Raw genomic sequence first — 23658 nt, forward strand, 5'->3', positions numbered from 1 at the left:
AACAGGTCTGAGTGAAGATGAAGGTCACGCAAACAGCTTCGCGAGCGTGCGCAGCTTCGCGAACGTGACGTCCGGACTGGCCCGGAGGTTTCGGATGAGCGATGCGATGCTGGCGGCGGTGATCTTCGGTTTGGTGAAGCTGCGCGGCATCCGCGGGCCCCACTGCGACATCGCTTCACGGCTGACTTCATGGATGCCCGTCGCCACGTCCGCCGTGAACATGTCCCCATCGCAATAGTGTTCGTGCTTGTCGCCCCAGGGGTCCTGCCAATAATCGAAGACCTGGCTGCCGAGAATGTGGCGACCCATTCCCCATGCGTGCGTCCATCCTTTTTCGCTCAGCACACGCTGCCCGATCCCCACGGCGTCCGCGTCCACCAGCTCGAATGCCGAGTGGCTGTAAAGCGCTGCGAACCCCTGTGCCAATGCCAGCGTATGGTGATCCGTGGGGGTCGCCCCGCGATCGAGCCGCAAGAACGCGACGGCGGGCGATCCATCCGGCAACACCTGAACGTCGCTCGGGATGAAACCGAAGTGAGACGTGTACCACGCACAAGTCGCCTGGAAATCGGCGAGTTCGAGCACGACATGACCGAGGCGAATCACTTCCGGCGCCGCCAGCGGCGCACGCTGGGTATCGTTCACGCGAACGACGGAATCGGGGGAGTTGAACGGTAACGCCGACCGGTGCGGCAGGGCGCCGGCCCGCGCTTGTCCCGCGACCGCGTCGACACGAAAACCCGACGGATCGACGAGCGTGACGCGATGGCCGCCACCGGGCCACGGCGACGGCGCCACGTCCGACGCGCCCGGCACGCCGGCAAGCTTTCGCAGCGCGTCGATGCCGTCCACTTCAAGCCCGAAGCCGACGAACCGGTTTTTTTCAGCCCGCCGGACGACGTAGCAGAACGGTGTGGCGGCCGTGCCTCGAAGGAACAAATGTTCGCCGTCACGGGATACCGTCCGCAGGCCGAAGTCGTTGAGAAATCGTTCGGCCCGTTCGAGATCGGGACGCTCGAACATCAGATAGGAAAGCGCCCGAGCCTTCGTCGTCGGCTGGGGACTCCGTGCGGGTTGTGCAGTCGTGAGCTTCATGGGGGCCTCAGGAAATCGGCTGGGCAATGTGATCGGACAGCGACGACAACGCGGTGCGCGCACCAAGCAATCGCAGGGATTCGAGAACCAGACGGGTCGAGTCGGCGACCGGGCCTTCGTGCAGGACCGTTTTGTCCGGCCGAATCACGGCCGCCCAGCCAAACCGCACGACACCCGGCATGAACGTACCGTCCAGGTCCTCCCATCCGTCATCCTCGATGCGATGAAGGCGCTGCCCGCGGTGCATCACCTGCACCACGACGCCGCCCGCCGCAATAAACGCGGCTCGCGCGCCGGCGTCGAGTTCGACGCCTGGATCCCGTCCGAATCCGATCAGCGCGAGACCACTCCCGAACACGTCGTCGCTCAGGCGGATCGCCCCATCGTGCCTGCGCAGCCATCCCTGCGGCAGGGCCGCGCCGCGCACGAGCCGCGTGGACGAATGGCCAGGGACGAACAGACCGCTCCGGAACGCATTCTTCGGCTTGATCCCGAGTTCGTCGAAATGATTCCGTAGCGGTGGAACGAGCCGCGTCAATCGCATCAGACCATGCGTGAACAACGCAATCCCGGCGTTTCGCGGCATCACGAGCTTGCCCATGAATTTCGCGACGCCGATCATCGCCTTGGCGTGCGGTCGTCGCTCCCGATCGTAGGAATCCAGAATTTGCGGGGTTGCGTGGCCTTTGACGACCCACGCCAGTTTCCAGCCGAGATTCGCGGCATCGCGCAGGCCGGCGACGAGCCCCTGGCCAACGAACGGCGGCGTGATATGGGCGGCGTCGCCCGCGAGAAAAACGCGCCCTTTGCTGAACGTCGTGACGGTTCGGGCATGAAAACGGTACACGGCCTTGCGTTCGATCACCATGTCCTCGATGCCGCCCCACGGCGCGAGCAGTTCGCGGATGCGTTCGTCGGATTCCATCTCTTCGCGCGTCTCGTCGGGATGGAGCATGAACTCCCAACGCTCGCGCCCCCCGGGTGCGGTCATATGAGGCGTCGGTCGCCGGTGGTCACAGATGAATTCGACGTGGTCGATGGGTCGGCGCACGTTTCGCGCGTCGACGATCAACCAGTCCTCCGCGAACGTCTTGCCCTTGAAATCCTGTCCGATCAGCTGGCGCACGATCGAGCTGGCGCCGTCGGCACCGACGACGTAGCGGGCGCGCACGACGTGCCGTGCGCCCGGCCCGCTGTCGAGCGTGGCGGCGACGTGGTCGGCGTGCTCGTCGAGCGAGACGAGCGTCACACCGAGCGCCATTCGGGCCGTGCGGTGCGCGGCCAGTCGGGCACGCAAGCATCGCTCCAGGTCCGGTTGATAGAACGTCACGAGCTTCGGATGGCCATCGATGCTCCCCAGCGTATTGATGCGCCCGAACTCGCCGAACCAGGGCGAGCGCATCCGGACGTACGGAATCGCCACCGTATCGAGGTCGGCTTCGTTCACCCCGACGTACTGCAGGATGCGAAGCGCGTCGTTGTCGAGCGCGATCGCACGCGGCGCCATGAAGATCTCCGCCGCCCTGTCGACGACGAGCACGCGCACGCCGTCCCGGCCGAGAAGCGCACCGATCGCCGCGCCGACGGGACCGCAGCCCACCACGAGCACGTCTACCTCCGACGGCAAGTCGCGGCCGCCGGCACAGTTCGCGTTGTCGTTGCCTTCATGGACGCCCGGCTCGCACGTCAGTTTTGTCTCCACCACCGTTCCGTCTCCCATTCTCGGGACTGGCCACTGCCGGCCGCCTTGATGACATTAAAGTCATAACTGATAACTTTGTCAATTTTGATGTTCGAACGTATACTCGAACACCGAAACCATGCGCACGCCGATGCCCAACACTTCTTCCCGTCGCACCAGAACACCGTCGCCGGCCGTCTCGAACGGGCAAGCGCCGTCGAGCCCCGAGGTTCGCGAGCCGCGGGGCGCGCGCCGCAAGCGCGAGACGCGCGCGCGCCTGCTGGATGCCGCCTTTGTACTCATGGCGCAAAAGGGGATGGAAGGCGTCGCGATCAATGAAATTACGGAAGCCGCGGACGTGGGTTTCGGGTCGTTCTACAACCACTTCGAATCGAAAGAGGCGATTCATGCCGCGGTGTTGGAAATCGTGTTCGAGGAGTTCGCGGATACCCTGGACCGCATCGCAGGCGGCCTCACCGACCCGGCCGAGATCATTTCCGTGTCGCTGCGCCATACATTGCTGCGAGCCAGAAGCGAGCCGGTCTGGGGACAATTTCTCCTGCGCGAGGGGTTGTCCATGCGAGCGCTCAGCCGCGGCCTCGGACCGCGGTTGTTGAGGGATATTCAGAAAGGCATCCTCGCGGGGAGGTTCTCGGCAAGCGACCCGCTGATGAGCGTGATCACGGTCGGGGGCGCGGTACTGACCGCCATTGCGATCGAGCTCCGATTCGATGCGGACGAGAAGCCGGTTACCGACATGTTGAACATGATCGGGTACAGTCAGAACGGCTTTGCCGAGCGGGCAGCTTCATCCCTGTTGCAGACCTTGGGTGTGCCGCGAACTGAAGCGATAGAGATCGCGAATCGCCAGTTGCCGCCCGCCGTGACGTCTGCGCCCAACGAATCGCAAGAACGTTAGCGGTGCATCGTTCGGCTGTGATGGGCAGAACCTTGGCGGGTACTCGCGTCGCGCTGACGACCGCCGTCACGCCCTCCCACGCCCCCGTACCGGCAATCGTCAATTTAACTGTACCGGTACTGTACAGAAAACCGTCGCTACACTGACTCCATCCCAGCCTCGAACCGAATGGAGAATCCGCGATGGAATTCCTCACCCTCAGCGCGCTGCCCGCCGGCATGCTGTTCGCGCTCGTCACGACGATCACGCCCGGCCCGAACAACACGATGCTGCTCGCGTCCGGCGTCAACTTCGGTTTTCGTCGCACGATGCCGCACCTGTTCGGCATCAGCATCGGCGTCGCGATCCTGATGCTCTGCGTCGGCTTCGGCCTCGGCGAAGCGTTCAAGCGCCTGCCGCTGCTGTACACGCTCCTCGAAGTGGCGAGCGTCGCCTATCTGCTGTACCTCGCGTGGCGCATCGGCACGTCGGGCGAAGTGAAGGCGCACGGCGCCAAATCGCGGCCGATGACGTTCATCGAAGCCGCCGCGTTCCAGTGGGTCAACCCGAAGGCGTGGATGATGGTGCTGACCGCCGCGACGACGATCCGCCTGTCCGCCGACTATGGAATGAATGCCGCATGGATGGCCATCCTGTTCATCCTGATCGGCTTCCCGTGCATCAGCCTGTGGGCCGCGTTCGGCCTCGGCCTGCGCCGCTTCCTGTCGAATCCCCGCGCGCTGCGCATCTTCAACGTGACGATGGCCGTGCTGCTGATCCTGTCGCTGTACCCGCTCGTCGCCCATCTGCTGCCGCAGTAAGCGCTCACGAGCGCCCGTTGAGCTTCAGGTGATGCAGGCGTACCCTTTCGGTACGGGCGCGTGCAACCGCTTCGGCGGTTGCACCGCTGCTCTGCATGGAGATTGCCGATGAAGCCAATGCTCAGAGCGGGCGAGCACATCGAGGGTATGCACTGGATCGCCGAGTATCACCCGCTCACGCACGATATCCGCGTGCTGCGCGAGAACATCGAAGTCGGCACTTACTGCGCGCCGCCGACGCTGTTCGGCGACGAGGCGGGAATGGGCGCCGCGAACCATGACGATCATCGCGGCCGGGAAGCCGCGCTGCGCGCGTATCTGCGCAACTTCGTCAAGGAGCACGACGCGGAGGAGTAACGGTGCGACGGCCGCAATGTCGACGGGCCGCGAAGGCGGCCCGGTCTGTCGTCGTGCGCCGGTCGATCTGCTCTCGCCCGGCCTGAATCCATCACGCGCCGGGCCGATGCAACGCACCGGCCCGCGCGCCGCTCAATGTCCGAGCGACTCGATCTTGCCCGCCGGCTGCGCCACGCCATGCGGGCGCGCCATCTGCTTGATCAGCAGCGCGACACACGCGAGCACGCCCGCGACGGCGATCGTCGCGAACACCCCCGCGAACGAGAAGTGCCGGCGCGTCAGCTCGGCGACGAGGAACGACCCCGCGATCCCGCCGAAACGGCCGACGCCGAGCATCCACGCGACACCCGTGCCGCGCCCTTCGGTCGGATAGAACGCGGCGGCCAGCGCCGGCATCGACGACTGCGCGGTGTTCATCAGCACGCCGGCCACGAACACGACCAGCACCAGCAGCCCGACGTTGCCGGCCGCCTGCCCGATCGCATACACGCTCACCGCCGTCAGCGCGTAGCACACGGCGATCACGCGGTTCGCGTTGAAGCGGTCCATCAGCACGCCGCACAGCACGGCGCCCACGCCGCCGAGCGGGAACAGCGCCGAGATCAGCGTCGCGCTCTTCGGCGTCAGGCCCGCATCCTTCAGCAGGATCGGCATCCAGTTGATCGACGCGTAGAAGATCACGAGGCCCATGAAGTACGCGAGCCACAGCATCACCGAGCCGACGATGTACGAGCGCGACAGCACGACGCCGAGGCCCTTGCCGCCGGTCTGCGGTGCGGCTTCGGTCAATGCGAACGAGCCGGCGTTCAACGCGTCGCGCGAGATGCGTGCGAGCGTGGCGCGGATCTTGTCGACGGACTGACCGGTCGCGACCATGAAACGCACCGATTCCGGCATCTTCAGCAGCAACAGCACGCCGAGCAGCAGCGGCGTCACGCCGCCGAGCACCAGCACGCTGCGCCAGCCGAAATGCGGAATCATCCACGCGGCCAGGAAGCCGCCGAACGCGGCGCCGAGCGGAAAGCCGCAGAACATCAGGTTGATCACGGTCGCGCGGCGCTTGTCCGGGCAGAATTCGCCCATCATCGTGACCGCGTTCGGCATCGCGGCGCCGAGCCCGACGCCGGTGATGAAGCGCAGGATGGTCAGGTGTCCGATCGTGTTCGAGAACGCGGACATCAGGCACGCGACGCCGAACAGGAACACCGAGCCGAGCAGCAGCGAGCGGCGGCCGAGCCGGTCGGACAGCGGGCCCGACACGAGCGCGCCGCACGCGAGGCCGAACAGCGCGGCGCTCAACACGGGCGCGAGATCGGGCTTGGTGAGGTTCCATTCGCCGAGCAGCGACGGCGCGATGAAGCCGATCGCGGCCGTATCGAAGCCGTCGAGCAGCACGATCACGAAACACATGAGGAACACGAGCCATTGAAAGCCGCCGAACGGCTGCTCGTTGATGAAGGTCTGGACATCGACCACGGGTGCGCGATTCATCGCTAGTCTCCTTGTCGGCCGGCGTGGGCGCGTCTGCGCTTGCGCCGGTCCCATGCAACATTGATATATGCAAGAAGCGCGGCCTCGTGGCCGCGCCTTTCCTTCGTTCACGCACCGATTCGCTGCCGGTGCGCTCTTCATCGACGACTGCCCGCCAGCCTCGGTGGGCCGCCCGATCAGATCATCGCCGGCACTTAACCGGCCGCATCCTGTTCCTTGAAGATCTTGTCCGCGAGATGGAACGCGGAATTCGCGGCCGGCACGCCGCAATAGATCGCGGTCTGCAGCAGCACTTCCTTGATCTCGTCGCGCGTCACGCCGTTGTTGCGCGCGGCGCGCAGGTGCAGCGCCAGTTCCTCGCCGCGATTCAGCGCGACCATCATCGCGATGGTCAGCAGGCTGCGTGTATGGCGCGGCAGCCCGTCGCGGGTCCAAATCTCGCCCCATGCATAGCGCGTGATCAGGTTCTGGAATTCGTCGGTCACCTCGGTGCGGTTCTCGATCGAACGGTCGACGTGCGCGTCGCCGAGCACCGCGCGACGCACCTTCATCCCTGCTTCATAACGTTCCTGGTCATCCATCGCCGGTGCCTCACGCAGTCAGGAAATCGAGCAGCGCGCGGTTGAACCCGCCGGTGCACTCGATGTTCGAAATGTGCGCGGCGTCGAATTCGACGTGCAGCGCACCGGGAATCGCGGCGGCCAGCGCGCGGCCCTGGTCGGGCGGCGTCGACATGTCCTTCGCGCCGGTCACGACGAGCACCGGCAACGCGATGCCCTTCACTTCCTCGCGCAGGTCGGCCGCGTTCAGCGCGTCGCAGTTCGCCGCATAGCCGTCCTTGTCGGTATGCACGAAAGTGTCGCGGATCGCATCGAACAGACGCGGCTCGCGTTCGACGAATGCGTCGGTGAACCAGCGCGGCAGCACGGCGTCGGCGAGCGCGGCCATGCCTTCGGCGCGCGCCTTCTGCGCACGCGGCCCCCACACTTCCGGCGAGCCGATCTTCGCGGCGGTATTCGACAGCACCGCGCGCACGATGCGCGACGGGTAGCGCGCGGCGAGCGCGGCGCCCGTCAGCCCGCCCATCGAGATGCCGCAGAAATGCGCGCAGTCGATGCCGACGTGGTCGAGCAGGCCGATCACGTCGCCCGCCAGTTGCTCGATCGTGTACGAACCGGACGGCGCGTCGGAATGGCCGTGGCCGCGCGTGTCGTAGCGCAGGATGTTGAAGTGCTGCGTGAGCGGGCGGATCTGCGGGGCCCACATCTGCAGGTCGGCGCCGAGCGAATTCGAGAAGACGAGCCACGGCGCGTCGTCGCGCGCGGCACGGTCGATCCGGTAATGCAGTTTCACGCCGTTGACAGTGGCGAAAGGCATCTCAAGGTTCTCCTGGTTAGTGCGCGCCCGCATGCAGCGCGAGCACGGCGTCGACATAGGCATGCGCCTCGCCGACGTAATGTGCGGGATCGAGCAGCCGCGCGAGCGCGTCGCGCGACAGGTGGGCCGACACGGTCGCATCGGCGGCGAGCACGTCGAACAGCGTCGCGCCCGTGCGCACGGCTTCCTTCGACGCGTGCTCGACGACGTGATGCGCATCGAGCCGGCCGATGCGGTCGCCGAGCGCGAGCATCACGGCTTCGCCGAGGATCAGCCCGTGCGTGAGGTCGAGGTTCGCGGCGAGGCGCTCGGTGTTGACGTCGAGGCCCGCGACGATCTGCGCGATCTGTGCGAGCGCGCCGCCCGTCAGGCGGGCGAGGTCGGGCAGCGCATCCCATTCCGCCTGCCAGCCGCCGAGGGCGCGCTCGTGCTCCTGCACCATCCCCGCGAACACGGTCGCGACGAGGTTCGGCGCGCGCACGGCAGCCGTCAGCACGGCTGCGCAGCCGACCGGGTTGCGCTTGTGCGGCATCGTCGACGAGCCGCCCTTGCCGGCGGCGGCCGGTTCGCCGAGCTCGCCGACTTCGGTCTGCATCTGCAGCGACACGTCGCGCGCGATCTTGCCGAGCGTGCCGATCAGCATCCCGAAGCACGCCGCCGCTTCCGCGATGCGATCGCGCTGCGTATGCCACGGCACGGCGGGCACCGCGAGCTTGAGATCGGCCGCGAGCGCGGCGCTCACGCCGGCTGCGTGTTCGCGCAGGCTCGCGAGCGTGCCGGCCGCGCCGCCGAACTGCAGCACGAGCGCGCGTTCGCGCAACTCGGCGAAACGCGCGCGATGGCGCAGCAGCGCATCGAGCCATTGGGCGAATTTGAGGCCGAGCGTGATCGGCAGCGCCTGCTGCAGCCACGTACGGCCGATCATCGGCGTCGCGCGATGGGTGCGCGCGAGCGCCGCGAGCGACGCGCAGGCTTCGTCGAGCAGCGGATCGAGCACGTCGAGCGTGTCGCGCAACTGCAGCACGGTCGCGGTATCGATGATGTCCTGGCTCGTCGCGCCCCAGTGCACGAACTTCGCGGCCTCGGGGTCGTCGGCCTTCACTTGCGCGGTGAGCTGCTTGACGAGCGGAATCGCAAGATTGCCGCCGAGCGCCGCACCGTGCGCGAGCGCGTCGGCATCGAGCCGGCCGGCGGCGCACGCACGTTCGATCGGCGCGACCGCGGCGGCGGGAATCACCTGCTGCGCGGCCAGCGCGCGCGCAAGCGCGGCCTCGACGTCGAGCATGCGCTGGATTGTCGCGCGGGGCGACCAGATCCGGTTGAGCGGCTCGGTGCCGCAGATCAGGGAGGTCAGGCGGGCGCTGTCTTCGAGCATGGCATCAGAATGGGGAAACGGCGTGCGCCTATTGTCTACCCAAGCGTGCCGGCGTGCGCTCGAATGCGCGCCCCGGCACGCTTGCCGTTCAGGCGGCGGCCTTTTGCGTCGCGTCGATCAGCGGCACGCCGGTCAGCTTCTGCAGCTCGTCGAACGACAGGTCGGTGAAGATCTCGCTCACCGCGAGGCCGTCGGCCGTCACGTCGAGCACGGCGAGATCCGTATAGATACGGCTCACGCATTGCACGCCGGTGACCGGATACGAGCACTGCGCGACGATCTTGCTCTCGCCCTGCTTCGTCAGGTGCTCCATCATCACGAACACCTGCTTCGCGCCGATCGCGAGGTCCATCGCGCCGCCGACGGCCGGAATCGCATCGGGCGCGCCGGTATGCCAGTTCGCGAGATCGCCGTTCGCCGACACCTGGAACGCACCGAGCACGCAGTAGTCGAGGTGGCCGCCGCGCATCATCGCGAACGAATCCGAGTGGTGGAAATACGCGCCGCCGGTGAGCAGCGTCACGTGCTGCTTGCCGGCGTTGATCAGCTCGTCGTCCTCCTCGCCGGGCGCGGGCGCCGGGCCCATGCCGAGCAGGCCGTTCTCGCTGTGCAGGAAGATCTCCTTGCTCGGGTCGAGGTGGTTGGCCACCAGCGTCGGCACGCCGATGCCGAGGTTCACGTACGCGCCTTCGGGGATGTCCTGGGCGACGCGCTTGGCCATTTCATCGCGGGTCAGTCGTTTCATGTCGGTTTCTCCAGGCGGGTCAGGCGGCTTGCGACGCAGCGTGTTCGGCGGCCAGCTCGGCCGCGTGCGCGGCCTGCGGCACCTCGACGATCCGCTGGACGAAAATGCCCGGCGTCACGATGTGTTCCGGGTTCAGCGCGCCGAGCGGCACGACTTCCGACACCTGGACGATCGCGACCTTCGCGGCGCTGGCCATGATCGGCCCGAAATTGCGCGCGGTCTTGCGGTACACGAGGTTGCCCCAGCGGTCGCCCTTGTATGCCTTCACCAGCGCGAAATCGGCGTGGATCGGCGTCTCGAACACGTACGGCTTGCCGTCGATCACGCGCGTTTCCTTGCCTTCCGCGAGCTTGGTGCCGTAGCCCGTCGGCGTGAAGAACCCGCCGATGCCGGCGCCCGCCGCGCGGATGCGCTCCGCGAGGTTGCCCTGCGGCACGAGCTCCAGTTCGATCTCGCCCGCGCGGTACAGCGCGTCGAACACCTGCGAGTCGCTCTGGCGCGGGAACGAACAGATGATCTTGCGCACCTTCTTCGCCTTCAGCAGCGCCGCGAGGCCCGTCTCGCCGTTGCCCGCGTTGTTGTTGACGATCGTCAGGTCGCGCGCGCCCTGTTCGATCAGCGCGTCGATCAGCTCGGACGGCATGCCGGCCGTGCCGAAGCCGCCGATCATGATTGTCGCGCCATCGTGGACGTCGGCAACCGCCGACTGAAGCGATTCGAAAATCTTGTTGACCATGTCTCTTCCTGATGCGAACCCGCGGCTCGTGCGCGGCCTGTCGAGGGGACACGCGCGTGCCGCGTGCCGCGCCGGAGGCCTTCGTCGACCCTCGGCTTTTGTTCGCTATTCGAACTCAGATTCGATTAGCGAACGATGGGCCGATCATAGAGTCGCGCACAGCGCGTTGTCAAGGCGGGTTGCCTCGGAGGCCGTCGCATCGTCGAACGGCAAGCCGACGTAGTTTTCAGCGAGCGACTGCGCGGCGGCCCGCGAGCGCGTCACGTATTTCAACTCGGCAAACTTCAGGCGATTGACGAACGGCGAATCGTCCGGCGACGCATGCAGCATGTTCGTCATGAAGTACGAGAAGTGCTCGGCGCGCCACACGCGTTCGAGGCAAGTCGCCGAATAGCGCTCGAGCGGCGTCGCGTCGCCCGTCCGGTAGCGTGCGCCGAGCGCGCGGGACAGCGCGCGGACGTCGGCCACCGCGAGGTTCATGCCCTTCGCGCCGGTCGGCGGCACGATGTGCGCGGCGTCGCCGGCGAGGAACAGGCGGCCGTGCTGCATCGTCTCCGACACGAAGCTGCGCATCGGCGTCACGCTCTTCTGCGTGATCCGGCCCTCGGTCGGCGTCCAGCCGGTGTCGTTCGAGAAGCGCGTGTGCAGTTCGTCCCAGATCCGCGCGTCGGACCATTCGGCGAGGTCTTCATCCGGCTTGCATTGCAGGTACAGCCGCGTGACCGTCGGCGAGCGCATCGAGAACAGCGCGAAGCCGTTGTCGTGGTGTGCGTACACGAGCTCGTCGAGCGACGGCGCCGCGTCGGCGAGGATGCCGAGCCATGCGAACGGGTAGACGCGCTCGAACGTGTTCAGCCGGTCGGCCGGAATCGTCTGCCGCGCGATGCCGTGGAAGCCGTCGCAGCCGGCGATGTAGTCGCAGTCGATGCGGTCGGCGCGGCCGTCCGCATGCTTGAACGTGACGAACGGCCGCTCGCTTTCGACATCGTGCAGCGCGACGTCGCTGACTTCGAAGTGCATCTGATGACCGTGCTCGACGCCGGCCGCGATCAGGTCGCGTACGACTTCGTGCTGGCTGTAGACGGTGATCGCGCGCCCACCGGTCAGCTCGGACAGGTCGATGCGGTGACGCTGGCCGTCGAACAGCAGCTCGATGCCGTGATGTTCGAGCCCTTCGCGACGCATCCGGTCGCCGAGGCCGGCTTCGTTCAGCGTGTCGACCGTGCCCTGCTCGAGCACGCCGGCGCGGATGCGGTTCTCGCAGTATTCGCGCGAACGCGCTTCGACGAGGATGGAATCGACGCCTTGCAGGCGCAGCAGGTGGGAAAGCAGAAGGCCGGACGGACCGGCGCCGATGATCGCGACTTGGGTGCGCATTGTTCGTCTCCAGAACATTAATTCGAATCGTGGAACACATTTGAGCGCTTTCCCGACTATGCGGCAACGCGATTCAGGAGATATGTTGTATACGTTTTGAAGATACCGGCCCGGCCATGGATGCGCTCGATCTGAACCTGATTCCCTACCTCGTCGCGCTCGACGACGCGCGCAACGTGAGCCGCGCGGGCGACCTGCTCGGCGTGAGTCAGCCGCGCGTGAGCACCGCCCTCGGCCGGCTGCGCGAGTATTTCGGCGATCCGCTGTTCGTGCGCACGTCGCGCGGGATGGAGCCGACGCCGCGCGCGCTCGCGCTGCTGCCGGCCGCCCGCGACGCGCTCGCGCAGATCGAGCGCGGCCTCGTCGCGCCGCACGACTTCGACCCGGCCGCGAGCACGCATACGTTCTCGATCGCGCTGTCGGACGTCGGCGAGATCGTGTTCCTGCCGAAGCTGCTGCAGGCGTTCGCGACGCACGCGCCGCACGCGAACCTGCGTTCGGTCTCCCTCGCGCACGACGAAGTCGGACGCGGCCTCGAAGCCGGGTCGATCGATCTCGCGGTCGGCTACTTCCCCGACCTCGACGGCAACAACTTCTTCCAGCAACGGCTGTTCACGCACCGGTTCGTCTGCCTGATGCGGCGCGGTCATCCGTTCGAGCAGACGCCGCCGTTCACGGTCGAGCAGTTCCTCGCGTGCGGGCACGCGGTGGTGCGCGCCGAAGGCCGCAGCCAGGAGGTACTCGAGAAATATCTGGCGAAGCAGCGCATGCAGCGCCGCGCGGTGCTCGAAACGCCGCACTTCATGAGCCTGCCGTTCATCCTGAGCCGCACCGACCTGATCGCGACGGTGCCGCACGCGATCGGCTACGCCTATGCGGCAGAGCACGCGTTCATCGTGCCCGTCGAGCCGCCGCTCGCGTTGCCGCGCTTCGACCTGAAGCAGCACTGGCATCGCAAGTACCACAACGACCCGCGCACCGCGTGGCTGCGCGGCGTCGTCGCGTCGCTGTTCAACGACGAGCAGGACGAATGGCCGAAGTGACGAAGGGGCGCGGCGGCCCGCACGCACGACCGGCGAAAGCATGAAACAATGGCCGGATATCGGCCGCCGCAGGCGGCCTTCGATGGAGCCACTACATGGGTAAGGGAAAGAAATCCGCGCGGCCCGAGGCGGTCGCCTCCCGGCCGAGCCGTGAAGAAGCCGAAGACGCCGTCCGCGTGCTGTTGCGCTGGGCCGGCGACGATCCCGCGCGCGAAGGCCTGCTGGACACACCCGCACGCGTCGTGCGCGCGTACGAGCAGTTCTTCGCCGGCTATGCGCTCGACCCGCGCGACATCCTCGCGCGCACGTTCAGCGAAGTCGACGGCTACGACGAGATGATCGTGCTGAAGGACATCCGCTTCGAGAGCTACTGCGAGCACCACATGGTGCCGATCATCGGCCGCGCGCACGTCGCGTATCTGCCGAACCATCGCGTCGTCGGCATCTCGAAGCTCGCGCGCCTCGTCGATGCGTTCGCGAAGCGCCTGCAGATCCAGGAAAAGATGACCGTGCAGATCGCCGACACGCTGTTCGACGTGCTGCAGCCGAAGGGCGTCGGCGTGATCCTCGAAGCCGCGCACCAGTGCATCTCCACGCGCGGCGTGCACAAGCCGGGCGTCGAGATGGTCACGTCGCGCATGCTCGGCACGTTCCGCACCGATCCGTCGACGCGTCGCGAATTCCTGTCGATCGTCGCGAATCCTTCCTCGGTCAACCTGACGAATACCTGATGGAGCAGACGAAGCAAACGGCGCACGCGCCCGTCGTGCTCGTGACCGGCGCCGCGCGCCGGGCCGGGCGCGCGTTCGCCGAGTATTTCGCCGCGCACGGCTATCGCACCGCGGTGCACTACGACCGTTCGGCCGATGCCGCGCAGGCCGCCGCCCGCGCGATCGCCGAACGCGGGCACGATTCGGTGGCGCTGCAGGCCGACCTGTCCGATGCCGCGCAGATCACCGCGCTGATCGACCAGGTGTATGCGCGCTTCGGGCGCCTCGACGTGCTGGTCAACAACGCGTCGGTGTTCTGGCAGGACCATTTCCCGAGCTTCGACCTCGCGGCGTTCGACCAGGCGTGGGCCGTCAACTGCCGCGCGCCGATCCTGCTCACGCGCGCGTTCTACGAACGGGCTCGCGCGGCCGGCACGCAGGGCGTGGTCGTGAACGTGGTCGACCAGAAGATCAAGGAAAACTTCCACCGCGACCATTTCAGCTACACGGTCGCGAAGGCCGCGCTCGGCAACCTGACGCAGATGCTCGCGCTGTCATCCGCGCCGGTGCTGCGCGTGAATGCGGTGTTCCCGGGGCTGATGCTGCCGAGCGACGACCAGACGCAGGCCGACTTCGAACACGCGAGCCGCGCCTCGACGCCGCTCGCGCGCATCGCCGGCCCCGACGACGTCGCCAGCGCGATCCTGCTGCTGACGGGCAATGCGTACAACGGCGTGGATTTCGTCGTCGATGCGGGCCAGAACCTGATCCGCGTGGACCAGGACGTGCTGTACAAGCACCGCTCGCCGGACGGCAAGCACTGACGCTTCGATGAACGAAGGCGGCTGCACGCCGCCTTAGTGCGCCGGGCCGAGCGGGCTTCGCGCCGCTCACGCCCGCGAACGCCGGACGGCGGTCCGGCCGCCGATCCATTCCGCGTCATCCGCCGCGTTGCGCGGAACGGCGCCCGCGCATTCGCTGCCGCGTTACGGCTTCTCGGCGCTCCCGCCTTCGCGAACCTTGCCCTGCGCGACGCTCGTGCCGGCCGGCACGCTGTGCGTGAGCCACACGTTGCCGCCGATCACCGAGCCGCGCCCGATCGTCACGCGGCCGAGAATCGTCGCGCCCGCGTAGATCACCACGTCGTCCTCGACGATCGGGTGCCGTGCATTGCCCTTCACCAGCGCGCCGTCGCCATCGGCCGGGAAACTCTTCGCGCCGAGCGTGACGGCCTGATACACGCGCACGCGCTCGCCGATGATCGCGGTCTCGCCGATCACGACGCCGGTGCCGTGATCGATGAAGAAGCTCGGGCCGATCTGCGCGCCGGGGTGGATGTCGATGCCGGTGGCCGAGTGGGCGATTTCATTGATGAACCGCGCGAGCAACGGCACGCCGAGCTGGTGCAGCGCATGCGCGAGCCGATGGTGCATCATCGCCAGCGCGCCCGGATAGCACAGCAGGATCTCGGTGATGTGCTGCGCGGCCGGGTCGCCCGCGTACGCGGCCTGGATGTCGCTGACGAGCAGCGCGCGGATCGCCGGCAACTGCCGGCCGAATTCGCGTGCGATCTCGAACGCGCGTTCGTCGAGTTCGGCGAACGGCGTATCGACGTGCTCGGGCAGGAACGGCAACGCGCGGCGGATCTGTTCGGACAGGATGCGCAGCGTGCTTTCGAGCGTGTGGCCGACGTAGTAGTCGACGCTTTCGTCGGTCAGGTCGGGCGCGCCGTAGTGCGTCGGAAACATCGACGCGCGCAGGCCGGTCACAATCTTGCAGATTGCATCGCGCGACGGCAGTTCGCGGATGCCGCGCGGATGGCGCGTGCGATGGAGTTCCTCGCGCGACTCGCGCAAGCCGGCGACGATTTCTTCGAGGCCCCACTGACGGGCGGGTGATGTCGACATATGCCAATGCGGGCAGCCGCGCGCGGATGCGCGGCCGCTAATAAAGTGACGGGTTCCGCAAGATTACCGCGTTTTTTGTCCGGGAGCGGCGCCCCGGGGATCGGCCGGACGGCCGGCGCTGCTCGACCGCGACGGCGTCACATCGAGATGCTGCTCGCGTCGATCCAGCGCACGGCCCAGTCGCGCGCGTGCGCGATCGCGTCGCCTTCGTCGTTGAACTGGAGCTCGATCGGAAAAAAACGGTTCGCAACCAGCTCCCCGTCGCTCGATCGGGAGATCACGACGTAGGGCTTGAATGAACCGTCACTGGCGCGTGCGGGCGCGCAATTCAACAGATAACCGCGGTGCGTGAAGGCAGTAGTCGCTTGCATGAATCCGCCACCTCTAGTCCCTTGCTTTGTTGTTCACTACCCGTCTTTAAGGGTGCTGCGGCGCCCCGGCGCGGGCAGAGGCGGCGAGACTTCATCCCCTGTCGCCGCTTCGCAGGAAAAGAATCATACTCTGTAGAAAACGCGTCTTCTAGCTGAAATAAATCATGACAAATCAGTGCGCGTCGCGCGACCGCGGCGATCGCACGCGCGCCTTTTCCCGTCGTGCCCGGAACGGGATTTGCTTCGATCCGGAGCGTGTCGCCGCCAGGAGAGCCGTGATGGAATCATCCGCTCAAACAGGTCGTGCGCATCCGCGCAGCATCGAACTCGACAACGACGACACGCACGACAGCACGGTCGATACCGACGGCAAGCACCGCGAAGCGTCGCGCCTCGCCGGGGTCGGGCCGATCTCGCCCGACCAGATCACGCGCAGCAACGCGTCGCTCGTCAATGCGATGCCGGAAGCCGGCGACGGCTTCGCCGGTTTCGACAGCCGCCCCGACGGCAATCATCCGGCGTTCGCGCTGCGCGCCGGCTACAAGGTGATCGAGAAAGGCTTCGACACGCCGCCCGCGGGCGACGCGCCGTTCGGTCCCGTTCACCGGATGTACGGCAGCGCGTACTGGCCCGGCCACGGCCGCCGCCCGGAGCGCGTCATCGAGTTGACCGCCGTGCCGGGATAGCCCGCGGCGTTTGAATCGATCGTTCGATTCGGAATCGCCGTCGAACGATGGCGGTGGATCGGCGCGTACGATTCGCGCTACGCGCCGATACTCGTTCGCGCGATGCCGAAGCGAACGGTTCCGCGAACGGGCCTCGGCGTTCACGGTCATGCCTGCCGCGCATCGCATCGACGCACATGCATTGACCGAAGTCATGGCGGCGCGGCGCGATTGCGATTGAATGGCGATGCGTGCCGCGCATCGGCGTGACTGCCGTGTCGGGTCGATGCGCGCGCATGCGGTTTCGCCGACGATGCGGCCACACCACGCGACACGCATCGCGCGGTGCAGCATGCGTCGCATGCATGGCCCTGCCCGGCCGCGACCGGAACCGCGCGACAGTGCGGCAGCGCGGGCATCTCGCTGCACGATCCTGCCCGTTGGTTTACTCTGCCTCGCAGCATCGCGCATCGCCCAGCCCGCTCGGCCATCCGGCCGACTTCGTTTCAACCCGCCACTCGGAGACACTATGTACAAGCGTATTCTGGTTGCCGTCGACGGCAGCGACACGTCCCGCCATGCGTTCGACGCCGCGCTGGCGCTCGCGAAAGCGCACGGCGCCGAGCTGCAGCCGTTCTACGTCGTCGAAAACGCGGCGATCTACTACAACGTGCCCGGCTACGATCCGTCCGTGCTGCGCGATCAGCTCGTCGCGCAGGGCAACACGCTCGCGCAGGATTTCGCGAAGCGGATGCAGGCCGCCGGCGTGAAAGGCGAAACGCGGCTGAACGAAGCGACGTCGCTCAACGACGTATCGTCGCTGATCCTCGACGGCGCGAAAGCGTTCGGCGCCGATCTGCTCGTGCTCGGCACGCACGGCCGTCGCGGCTTCCGCCGCCTCGTGCTCGGCAGCATCGCCGAACAGTGCGTGCGCCACGCGACGCTGCCCGTGCTGCTGATCCCGGCGGCCGCCAACGCGGACGAGCCGGCCGCCTGAGCGGCGCTCGGCAGGCGCGGCCGGTCGCGACGTTTTGTCACCCGACAGCGGCAACTTGCGGTGGGACAATGATTTCGTCGATTCAACGCCGGAGTAAACGATCATGCTGACGCCCGTCGCCACCCGCCCCGCCGCCACGCCCCATGCCGGTAGCTGGGCTCCTCGCCAGGCCGCGCACTGCTCGTCGTGCGCGATGCGGCACCTGTGCATGCCGCAGGGCCTGGCGCCCGAAGCGCTCAGTCGCCTCGAGTCGGTCATCTGCGCGGCACGCCCGGTCAAGCGCGGCGAAGCGCTGTTCCGCGAAGGCGACGCATTCGACAACCTGTACGCGGTGCGCTCGGGTTCGCTGAAAACCGTCGCGACGCGTCACGACGGCCGCGAACAGGTCACGGGCCTGCACCTTGCCGGCGAAGCGCTCGGCCTCGACGGCATCTGCGACGATACGCACCCGCGCACCGCGGTCGCGCTGGAAGACAGCTCGGTCTGCGTGATTCCGTACAGCGCGCTCAAGACGCTGTGCTCGGAAGCCGGCTCGATGCAGTTGCGCATGCACAAGCTGATGAGCGAACAGATCGTGCGCGAAACGTCGCAAACGATGCTGCTCGGTTCGCTGAATGCCGAAGAGCGCGTCGCCGCGTTCCTGCTCGACGTGTCGTCGCGCTACCTGAAGCGCGGCTACTCGCCGTCGGAATTCAACCTGCGGATGACGCGCGAGGACATCGGCAGCTATCTCGGCATGACGCTCGAAACGGTCAGCCGCACGCTGTCGAAATTCCAGAAGCGCGGCCTGATCGAAATGCAGGGCCGCCACGTGCAGATCATCGACTTCGACGGCCTGCAACACCTCTGATACCGCACGGCGCGCGCCCGTCACGCGCCGCCTGCCCAACGTCGCCGGTCAATCGAGAAACAGCGCGGCACGCGCTTTCAGCGCCGCGCTGAAATCGTCGAGCCAGCCGATCGACAGACGCCAGCTCTGCCAGTACAGATCGATGTCGATGGTTCGCCCGCGCGACATGTCGATCAACTCGCCCGCCGCCAGTTGGCGGTCGACCATCCGGTCCGGGCACATCCCCCATCCCAATCCCGTTTCGCACGCGCGCAGGTAGCCGGCGACGTGCGGTATCCAGTGCTGCGGCGGATCGAGATCCGCGCGCGTCACGCGCCGGATGAAGCGCGCCTGCAAGCCGTCCTTCGGATTGAACATCACGCACGGCGCGCGGCGCAGCGCATCGCGCGTGATCCCCGCGTCGAAATAACGTGCGTAAAACGCCGGCGAACACACCGCGCGATAGCGGATCCGCCCGAGCCGCTCCGACCGGCAGCCCTGGATGGGCTCGGCCTGCGCGGTCACGGCGCCCTGCACGCTGCCGTCGCGGATGCGCGAGGCCGTGTAATCCTGATCGTCGATCACGAGGTCGAGCAGCGTCTCGCGCTCGGTGCAGAACGGCCCGACCGCGTCGATGAACCACGTCGCGACGCTGTCGTCGTTGACGGCCACGCGCAGCGTCGGCCACGCGCTCGCGATCTGGCCCGGCAACGCGGGCATCCGGCCGCCCAGTTCGGCTTCCAGCAACTGCACGCGTTCGGTATGCCGGCACAGCAGCGCGCCCGACGTGGTCGCGACGCACGGCTGCCCGCGCTTGACCAGCACGCTGCCGACCCGCTCCTCCAGCAGCTTCACGCGCTGCGACACCGCCGACGGCGTGACATTCAGCTCCTTGGCCGCCCGCTCGAACGAACCGTGCCGGATCACGGCGGCGAGGGCATCGAGCAACGCGTAGTCGAGCATTAGATTTCCTTAATCTGCATTAGGTGATTTAGCTTCTCTTATTCTCGCGCTGCTCGCAGACTAGCGCTACCCGATTCGTTCGTCTACTGCTTCCACGGCTGTCCCCCATCATGAACTGGCTCGCTTTTTCTCACGGCGCCGCCCTGTGCGCGTCGCTCATCGTCACCATCGGCGCGCAGAACGCGTTCGTCCTGCGCCAGGGCATCATGCGCTCGCATGTCGGCAAGATCGTGCTGCTGTGCGCGGTGTCCGACATGATCCTGATCGGCGCGGGCGTCGGCGGCGCGTCGGTGCTCGTCGAGCGCTATCCGACCTTCGTCCACGCGGTGCTGTACGTCGGCCTCGCATATCTCGCGTGGTTCGGCATCAATGCGCTGCGCCGTGCGTTCAAGCCCGGCCACGACACGCTCGACGTGCGCGGCGACGCGGTCGCGCCGCCGCCGCAGAGCGCGCTCGCGATCGTGCTGATGACGCTCGCGTTCACGTGGCTCAACCCGCACGTGTATCTCGATACGTTCCTGCTGATCGGCACGGCCGGCGCGCGCGAGCCGGAAGGCGGGCGGCTCGCGTTCGCGATCGGCGCGATGACGGCCAGCGTCGTGTGGTTCCTCGGGCTCGGCTATGGCGCGCGCTTGCTGGCGCCGTGGTTCCGCAAGGCGGTCGCGTGGCGCGTGCTGGATGGCGCGATCGGCAGCATGGTGCTGTTTCTCGCGGCCGTGCAGTTGCGGTAGGGAGGGAGCGTCGCGGCAGACGCAGTCTGCCGCGACGTGAGGTCAGCCGGTCGCGGTCGCGACCGGTATCGCGTTCGGCGTCAGGCCGTCGAAGTCGCGTCGGGCAGCGTGCCGCCAACCGCCGCGGGCTGGTTGCTGGCGAGCTGCGGCTCGTTGGCTGCCATCGGGTCCTGCTGCTTCGCCGGATCGGCCTTGGCGAGTTGCGTGGCGGCCTGCTCGGCCTTGTCGCCCTCGTAACGCCAGTACAGGAACTTCTTGCCGCGCTTGCCCATGAAGTACTGGCGGTTGACCGACCAGCGGCTCGCTTCGGCGAAGCCGGCGTAACCGTCTTCCATCTGCTTCTTGAAGCCCGCAATCGAGTCGTGCACGTAGTGATCGAAGAACCGGTCGAACGTCGCGCGCGCCGCCGGATCGATGCCGCCCAGCCAGTTGCCGGTGACCCGCGTCGCCGCGTCGATCGCCTTGTACTGCTCCGAGATGGTCCGCGTCAGGATGCCCCCGTTGGCCCGACGCACGGCATCCGCATCTTCGTTCCATTCGCCGTCGGTGATGGCCATGTGGGGGTCCACGCCGCCCGGCGGCTTCAGCCGGCCGTCGTGCAGGCGCCGGCTGCGGCTGGCGCGCCACTGGTAGTAGCGGTTCATGTGCCAGACGATCTGCGACTCGAGCCGGTCGCTGTTCGACGCCACGCCCGCGCGACGCTCGTTGCCCTGCCCCATGTACACGTTCCAGGCCGCCTCCAGCTCGCGGGAAATCGCGAACAGCCCGCCGGCCGTTTCCATGACATCCTGCGGCTCGCGGAACGGCACGCCGGCCTTCCAGGCCTCGATGAAGAGATTGTTCAGCGCGACGTTGGCCAGTTCGTTGGTTCGCCCTTCCTGGTAGTTGCGCTCGTAGCCGCCGCCCACGTCCGAGTGCATGCCGGGGTAATACACCTCGCGGCAGTTCGCGGGAAGCTTCTGATCCTCGCGCACCGAGTCGCCGGGGAATTTCTCCCGGACCTCATGCGACGCGACATAGTGCACGCATTGCCGGACGTAGTCGGGAATGCGGATGTCGTTCGCCCATTCCGCATGGCCGCCCTTGTCGATGCCGTGCAGCACGCCGCCGTAGACGGGCCCGAGGATCGCGCCCACGATGTAGGGCGCCGCCTTCTCCAGTCGGCTGCCGCCGAAGCCCGTCGACGCCACCGTATCGAGGATGCCCATGAAGTAGACGACCACTTCGGGACGCATCCCCTTCATGTTCTTCTTGTTCCACCAGAGCCGGCCGCCGATGTTCTCGGCCAGCTGCTCGGTCAGCATGCGGACGAACGCGCGCGCCTCGGTGGCGCCGCGCGAGAAACCGAACGCGGCCACGTTGATCTGGCTCACGGCCGGCATGTGGTTCGTCACGTGTTTTTCGAGCTCGCGGAGCATCCAGCGGATGCGCGCCTCGCCCTTGCTCGCGGCCGCCATGCCCAACACGCCGTCGAGACCCTTGCCCGAATCGCCGACCTTGCTGCAGGGGGTGCCGACGCCCTCGACGTACCGGCCCATCGTGCGCGGATTGGCCTTGTTGAACGGGACATGGGCGAACATCGCGAGCTTGGCGATGTTGCTGTACTTGGTTCTCGCGACGTCCGTCGAGCCGTTGCCGTCCTCGCCGTAGTTGTTGCCCGTGCCATCGAAGAAGGCCGTGAACCACACGGGCTTCGGACACTCCTTGCATTGCTCGACCCGCAGCGGATCGAGCGCCTCGCGGTGCGCGTGGCGGATCGAATCCTCGACCGGCGTGATATCGGTGATGCGTCGAATGAGGGGAGGATTGCTCATGGCGGTTACGCTCCTGTTCCGATCAGGTGTCCGGCGTCAATTCCACTGGGCCGGCTTCTTGCGCCCATAGAACGGATTGGGAATTTCCTTCAGGCACGCGCGGTCGGCCAGCTTGCGCTGCGCGTCGCGCTTGGACAGGGCCACCTTCGGGTCCGGGCCGTCGACTTCGAAATCCATGTCGCCTTCCACCCGGCCATCGGGGAAGAAGTGCAGCACGATGCCGCCGCTCTTGTCCTTGACGGGCGGCCGCGTGACCGTGATCTCGCCTTCGCACCACGCCATCCCCGGCTGGGTTTCCCGGTGCGTGTACGGGTCGTAGTTCGCGGACGACGCTTCCATCGCGCGCTTGTCGACCACGCGCTCCCACCACACCTTGAACGTCTTCGGGGTCTTCCAGCGGAAATCCCACGCGAGACTCGGGCGCGAGCCGCCCCCGCCGGACCAGTACTTCGCATTCCGGGGCGTGGCGTGCGCGCCGTCGGCGCTCGCCGCGTCGTCGAGGCTGTTCTTGTCGGGCGGCAGCAGATAGACGCCGTAGATGTCGTAATCCGTATAGTTGAAGGACCCGGCGGTGATGACGTCGTAGTTCGGGTCGTTCCATTTATTCACTTCGCCCGGCGCCAAGCTGTCCTTTTCGGCATCGTTCACGCTCTTGCTGCAGGCAGCCGTGGAGAAAACCATCACGGACAGCAAGGTGATCCAGCAGCGGTTCATATTGAACTTCCTTCTCTTTCAGTCGATTTCATTCGCGTCGCGTCGCGCACGCGCCATCACGCGGCCGCTTCCTGCATCCGCCGCCAGTCTTCCGCCGGCACCCGCGCCAGCGCCTCCGGAAACGCCTGCCCCTGCGCCACCGCGTCGAACACGGCGGCCATCGCCGGATCCTCGTCGAAGCGCGCGCCGTACCGCAACGCCAGTTCGCAATAGATCAGCAGCGACGCCGCGCTGTCGGCGCCGTGCGCACGGCAGCGCGCCAGTTGGTCGCGCACGAAGTCGTAGTGCCGCGCGGCCGGCAACGACGCCAGCAGCGCGGGCTTTTCGACGCGCAGCCGCTCGAGCATCGTGTACGGATAGCACGCGGCGAGCAGTTCGTCCTCCTGCGCCTGGGTCAACTGCAGCGGAAATTCGGCGGCCGGCCTGACGTCGGCGGGCGCGGCGATGTCCGCCGTGCGAAGCTGCAGCGCGGTATCGCGGTGAATCCAGTGCCGCACACCCTGCGCCAGATACGCGCGATGCGCGGCGGGCAGCATGTCGAGCCAGAACGGCAGCACGCGCGGATCGAAGAAGCGCATCAGCATCACGCTCTCCATCTGCTCGAGCTGGACGTCCACCATCGGCGCCAGATGCGCGGCCAGTCGCGCGAGCGACAGCGGCGACACGAGCACGCTCGCCGCCGGCCATGGAATGCTGCGCGCCTCGATCGCGTCCGCGGCATCGGCGCCGTCGGCGCCCGGCTGCCATTCGAACAGCAGCGGCCCGACGATTCTCGCCTCGTCGTCGGCGTCGTCGAGCAGCGAAGCCGCGACGAACGCGGGCCACGACGCCTTCTCATCGTCCGGCAAGGTATCGAGCAAGGCACCGTCGATCAGGACGTAAGCGCGCAGCCCGTCCTGCGACGACAGCGCCGCCTGCAGCGCGTCGGCCGCCTGCGCGGCGATCGGGTCATTCGTCATGC

Annotated in this window: 25 protein-coding genes; 10 read left to right on the forward strand and 15 right to left on the reverse strand. The window is 67.1% G+C overall.

Annotated features, from left to right (window positions below; translation table 11 throughout):
* Nucleotides 1-24: 24 nt before the first annotated feature.
* Nucleotides 25-1095, reverse strand: coding sequence for a VOC family protein (locus tag H0X91_RS17220; RefSeq protein ID WP_012493005.1), 1071 nt, complete (start codon nucleotides 1093-1095; stop codon nucleotides 25-27).
* A gap of 7 nt (nucleotides 1096-1102) precedes the next feature.
* Nucleotides 1103-2815: a bifunctional 3-(3-hydroxy-phenyl)propionate/3-hydroxycinnamic acid hydroxylase gene (locus tag H0X91_RS17225; RefSeq protein ID WP_062910150.1), complete on the reverse strand. Its 1713-nt coding sequence runs from the start codon at nucleotides 2813-2815 to the stop codon at nucleotides 1103-1105.
* 100 nt (nucleotides 2816-2915) lie between these two features.
* Between H0X91_RS17225 and H0X91_RS17230 the strand changes: the two genes are divergently transcribed.
* The 3 genes from H0X91_RS17230 (at nucleotide 2916) to H0X91_RS17240 (ending at nucleotide 4852) form a co-directional block, all read left to right on the forward strand.
* Nucleotides 2916-3695: a TetR/AcrR family transcriptional regulator gene (locus tag H0X91_RS17230; RefSeq protein WP_058902483.1), complete on the forward strand. Its 780-nt coding sequence runs from the start codon at nucleotides 2916-2918 to the stop codon at nucleotides 3693-3695.
* A gap of 182 nt (nucleotides 3696-3877) precedes the next feature.
* Nucleotides 3878-4495, forward strand: a complete 618-nt coding sequence (locus tag H0X91_RS17235; RefSeq protein WP_006482276.1) for a LysE family translocator — start codon at nucleotides 3878-3880, stop codon at nucleotides 4493-4495.
* Between the two features lie 108 nt (nucleotides 4496-4603).
* Complete coding sequence (locus H0X91_RS17240) at nucleotides 4604-4852, forward strand: hypothetical protein (RefSeq protein WP_012492997.1); 249 nt, start codon at nucleotides 4604-4606, stop codon at nucleotides 4850-4852.
* A 132-nt stretch (nucleotides 4853-4984) separates the two neighbouring features.
* Here H0X91_RS17240 and H0X91_RS17245 read toward each other — a convergent pair whose 3' ends face one another.
* From H0X91_RS17245 to pobA, 7 genes are all read right to left on the reverse strand, one after another.
* Nucleotides 4985-6343: an MFS transporter gene (locus tag H0X91_RS17245; protein ID WP_006482278.1), complete on the reverse strand. Its 1359-nt coding sequence runs from the start codon at nucleotides 6341-6343 to the stop codon at nucleotides 4985-4987.
* 194 nt (nucleotides 6344-6537) lie between these two features.
* Nucleotides 6538-6924 (reverse strand): 4-carboxymuconolactone decarboxylase, encoded by a 387-nt coding sequence (gene pcaC, locus H0X91_RS17250; RefSeq protein WP_006480129.1) that lies wholly within the window; start codon nucleotides 6922-6924, stop codon nucleotides 6538-6540.
* Nucleotides 6925-6934: 10 nt separating this feature from the next.
* The gene (gene pcaD, locus H0X91_RS17255; protein WP_058902482.1) at nucleotides 6935-7720 is read right to left on the reverse strand and encodes a 3-oxoadipate enol-lactonase; all 786 of its coding nucleotides are present in this window, start codon (nucleotides 7718-7720) and stop codon (nucleotides 6935-6937) included.
* A gap of 16 nt (nucleotides 7721-7736) precedes the next feature.
* Complete coding sequence (locus H0X91_RS17260) at nucleotides 7737-9095, reverse strand: 3-carboxy-cis,cis-muconate cycloisomerase (protein WP_058902481.1); 1359 nt, start codon at nucleotides 9093-9095, stop codon at nucleotides 7737-7739.
* An 88-nt stretch (nucleotides 9096-9183) separates the two neighbouring features.
* Nucleotides 9184-9840 (reverse strand): CoA transferase subunit B, encoded by a 657-nt coding sequence (locus tag H0X91_RS17265; protein ID WP_006482308.1) that lies wholly within the window; start codon nucleotides 9838-9840, stop codon nucleotides 9184-9186.
* 19 nt (nucleotides 9841-9859) lie between these two features.
* Nucleotides 9860-10576 (reverse strand): 3-oxoacid CoA-transferase subunit A, encoded by a 717-nt coding sequence (locus H0X91_RS17270; protein ID WP_006482282.1) that lies wholly within the window; start codon nucleotides 10574-10576, stop codon nucleotides 9860-9862.
* Between the two features lie 144 nt (nucleotides 10577-10720).
* On the reverse strand, nucleotides 10721-11953 hold the full coding sequence (gene pobA / locus H0X91_RS17275; RefSeq protein WP_006494082.1) for a 4-hydroxybenzoate 3-monooxygenase: 1233 nt from the start codon (nucleotides 11951-11953) through the stop codon (nucleotides 10721-10723).
* Between the two features lie 116 nt (nucleotides 11954-12069).
* Between pobA and H0X91_RS17280 the strand changes: the two genes are divergently transcribed.
* The 3 genes from H0X91_RS17280 to H0X91_RS17290 all read left to right on the forward strand — a co-directional run bounded on the left by H0X91_RS17280 (nucleotide 12070) and on the right by H0X91_RS17290 (nucleotide 14530).
* Nucleotides 12070-12996 carry a LysR family transcriptional regulator gene (locus H0X91_RS17280; RefSeq protein ID WP_006482291.1) on the forward strand — a complete coding sequence of 309 codons (927 nt, stop codon included), beginning with the start codon at nucleotides 12070-12072 and terminating at the stop codon, nucleotides 12994-12996.
* Nucleotides 12997-13091: 95 nt separating this feature from the next.
* Nucleotides 13092-13727 carry a GTP cyclohydrolase I FolE gene (folE, locus tag H0X91_RS17285; protein WP_006482320.1) on the forward strand — a complete coding sequence of 212 codons (636 nt, stop codon included), beginning with the start codon at nucleotides 13092-13094 and terminating at the stop codon, nucleotides 13725-13727.
* A complete protein-coding gene (locus H0X91_RS17290) occupies nucleotides 13727-14530 on the forward strand; it encodes an SDR family oxidoreductase (protein ID WP_006494586.1) in 804 nt (267 codons plus the stop codon). Before folE ends, H0X91_RS17290 begins: the two co-directional genes overlap by 1 nt.
* Nucleotides 14531-14692: 162 nt before the next feature.
* On the opposite strand, the gene epsC is transcribed toward H0X91_RS17290, so the two are convergent.
* Nucleotides 14693-15613 (reverse strand): serine O-acetyltransferase EpsC, encoded by a 921-nt coding sequence (gene epsC / locus H0X91_RS17295; RefSeq protein ID WP_196433163.1) that lies wholly within the window; start codon nucleotides 15611-15613, stop codon nucleotides 14693-14695.
* A 137-nt stretch (nucleotides 15614-15750) separates the two neighbouring features.
* Nucleotides 15751-15984, reverse strand: a complete 234-nt coding sequence (locus H0X91_RS17300; RefSeq protein ID WP_006480138.1) for a hypothetical protein — start codon at nucleotides 15982-15984, stop codon at nucleotides 15751-15753.
* Between the two features lie 278 nt (nucleotides 15985-16262).
* On the opposite strand from H0X91_RS17300, the gene H0X91_RS17305 reads away from it, so the two are divergent.
* The 3 genes from H0X91_RS17305 to fnr all read left to right on the forward strand — a co-directional run bounded on the left by H0X91_RS17305 (nucleotide 16263) and on the right by fnr (nucleotide 18496).
* Entirely contained in the window at nucleotides 16263-16670 is a 408-nt protein-coding gene (locus tag H0X91_RS17305) for a DUF3005 domain-containing protein (RefSeq protein ID WP_163125916.1), read from the forward strand.
* Between the two features lie 508 nt (nucleotides 16671-17178).
* The gene (locus H0X91_RS17310) at nucleotides 17179-17646 is read left to right on the forward strand and encodes a universal stress protein (RefSeq protein WP_006482283.1); all 468 of its coding nucleotides are present in this window, start codon (nucleotides 17179-17181) and stop codon (nucleotides 17644-17646) included.
* Between the two features lie 103 nt (nucleotides 17647-17749).
* Nucleotides 17750-18496 (forward strand): fumarate/nitrate reduction transcriptional regulator Fnr, encoded by a 747-nt coding sequence (gene fnr, locus H0X91_RS17315; RefSeq protein WP_006482294.1) that lies wholly within the window; start codon nucleotides 17750-17752, stop codon nucleotides 18494-18496.
* A gap of 48 nt (nucleotides 18497-18544) precedes the next feature.
* Here fnr and H0X91_RS17320 read toward each other — a convergent pair whose 3' ends face one another.
* The gene (locus H0X91_RS17320) at nucleotides 18545-19438 is read right to left on the reverse strand and encodes a LysR family transcriptional regulator ArgP (RefSeq protein ID WP_006480142.1); all 894 of its coding nucleotides are present in this window, start codon (nucleotides 19436-19438) and stop codon (nucleotides 18545-18547) included.
* A 110-nt stretch (nucleotides 19439-19548) separates the two neighbouring features.
* Between H0X91_RS17320 and H0X91_RS17325 the strand changes: the two genes are divergently transcribed.
* A complete protein-coding gene (locus H0X91_RS17325; RefSeq protein WP_006482350.1) occupies nucleotides 19549-20169 on the forward strand; it encodes a LysE/ArgO family amino acid transporter in 621 nt (206 codons plus the stop codon).
* An 80-nt stretch (nucleotides 20170-20249) separates the two neighbouring features.
* Here the strand turns inward: H0X91_RS17325 and H0X91_RS17330 are convergent, their stop codons facing one another.
* Genes H0X91_RS17330 through H0X91_RS17340 form a run of 3 tightly spaced genes read right to left on the reverse strand, consistent with a single transcriptional unit; the run spans nucleotide 20250 to nucleotide 23656 of the window.
* A complete protein-coding gene (locus H0X91_RS17330) occupies nucleotides 20250-21983 on the reverse strand; it encodes a T6SS phospholipase effector Tle1-like catalytic domain-containing protein (RefSeq protein WP_196433164.1) in 1734 nt (577 codons plus the stop codon).
* 36 nt (nucleotides 21984-22019) lie between these two features.
* Nucleotides 22020-22697, reverse strand: coding sequence for a DUF3304 domain-containing protein (locus H0X91_RS17335; protein ID WP_062885099.1), 678 nt, complete (start codon nucleotides 22695-22697; stop codon nucleotides 22020-22022).
* 56 nt (nucleotides 22698-22753) lie between these two features.
* On the reverse strand, nucleotides 22754-23656 hold the full coding sequence (locus H0X91_RS17340; RefSeq protein ID WP_196433165.1) for a DUF4123 domain-containing protein: 903 nt from the start codon (nucleotides 23654-23656) through the stop codon (nucleotides 22754-22756).
* Nucleotides 23657-23658: the final 2 nt, after the last annotated feature.

Origin of the sequence: Burkholderia sp. 9777_1386 (genome assembly GCF_015712265.1) — a bacterium.
GTDB classification, from domain to species: Bacteria; Pseudomonadota; Gammaproteobacteria; order Burkholderiales; family Burkholderiaceae; genus Burkholderia; species Burkholderia cenocepacia.

Coding starts and splice junctions, on each gene's coding strand:
- H0X91_RS17230 (WP_058902483.1), top strand. CDS start 2,916: ATGCGCACGCCGATGCCCAACACTTCTTCCCGTCGCACCAGAACACCG.
- H0X91_RS17320 (WP_006480142.1), bottom strand. CDS start 19,438: ATGCTCGACTACGCGTTGCTCGATGCCCTCGCCGCCGTGATCCGGCAC.
- H0X91_RS17240 (WP_012492997.1), top strand. CDS start 4,604: ATGAAGCCAATGCTCAGAGCGGGCGAGCACATCGAGGGTATGCACTGG.
- pcaD (WP_058902482.1), bottom strand. CDS start 7,720: ATGCCTTTCGCCACTGTCAACGGCGTGAAACTGCATTACCGGATCGAC.
- H0X91_RS17220 (WP_012493005.1), bottom strand. CDS start 1,095: ATGAAGCTCACGACTGCACAACCCGCACGGAGTCCCCAGCCGACGACG.
- H0X91_RS17305 (WP_163125916.1), top strand. CDS start 16,263: ATGGAATCATCCGCTCAAACAGGTCGTGCGCATCCGCGCAGCATCGAA.
- H0X91_RS17265 (WP_006482308.1), bottom strand. CDS start 9,840: ATGAAACGACTGACCCGCGATGAAATGGCCAAGCGCGTCGCCCAGGAC.
- H0X91_RS17235 (WP_006482276.1), top strand. CDS start 3,878: ATGGAATTCCTCACCCTCAGCGCGCTGCCCGCCGGCATGCTGTTCGCG.
- folE (WP_006482320.1), top strand. CDS start 13,092: ATGGGTAAGGGAAAGAAATCCGCGCGGCCCGAGGCGGTCGCCTCCCGG.
- H0X91_RS17290 (WP_006494586.1), top strand. CDS start 13,727: ATGGAGCAGACGAAGCAAACGGCGCACGCGCCCGTCGTGCTCGTGACC.
- pobA (WP_006494082.1), bottom strand. CDS start 11,953: ATGCGCACCCAAGTCGCGATCATCGGCGCCGGTCCGTCCGGCCTTCTG.
- H0X91_RS17300 (WP_006480138.1), bottom strand. CDS start 15,984: ATGCAAGCGACTACTGCCTTCACGCACCGCGGTTATCTGTTGAATTGC.
- H0X91_RS17330 (WP_196433164.1), bottom strand. CDS start 21,983: ATGAGCAATCCTCCCCTCATTCGACGCATCACCGATATCACGCCGGTC.
- fnr (WP_006482294.1), top strand. CDS start 17,750: ATGCTGACGCCCGTCGCCACCCGCCCCGCCGCCACGCCCCATGCCGGT.
- H0X91_RS17310 (WP_006482283.1), top strand. CDS start 17,179: ATGTACAAGCGTATTCTGGTTGCCGTCGACGGCAGCGACACGTCCCGC.
- H0X91_RS17335 (WP_062885099.1), bottom strand. CDS start 22,697: ATGAACCGCTGCTGGATCACCTTGCTGTCCGTGATGGTTTTCTCCACG.
- H0X91_RS17270 (WP_006482282.1), bottom strand. CDS start 10,576: ATGGTCAACAAGATTTTCGAATCGCTTCAGTCGGCGGTTGCCGACGTC.
- H0X91_RS17245 (WP_006482278.1), bottom strand. CDS start 6,343: ATGAATCGCGCACCCGTGGTCGATGTCCAGACCTTCATCAACGAGCAG.
- H0X91_RS17340 (WP_196433165.1), bottom strand. CDS start 23,656: ATGACGAATGACCCGATCGCCGCGCAGGCGGCCGACGCGCTGCAGGCG.
- H0X91_RS17225 (WP_062910150.1), bottom strand. CDS start 2,815: ATGGGAGACGGAACGGTGGTGGAGACAAAACTGACGTGCGAGCCGGGC.
- epsC (WP_196433163.1), bottom strand. CDS start 15,613: ATGTCGACATCACCCGCCCGTCAGTGGGGCCTCGAAGAAATCGTCGCC.
- pcaC (WP_006480129.1), bottom strand. CDS start 6,924: ATGGATGACCAGGAACGTTATGAAGCAGGGATGAAGGTGCGTCGCGCG.
- H0X91_RS17260 (WP_058902481.1), bottom strand. CDS start 9,095: ATGCTCGAAGACAGCGCCCGCCTGACCTCCCTGATCTGCGGCACCGAG.
- H0X91_RS17325 (WP_006482350.1), top strand. CDS start 19,549: ATGAACTGGCTCGCTTTTTCTCACGGCGCCGCCCTGTGCGCGTCGCTC.
- H0X91_RS17280 (WP_006482291.1), top strand. CDS start 12,070: ATGGATGCGCTCGATCTGAACCTGATTCCCTACCTCGTCGCGCTCGAC.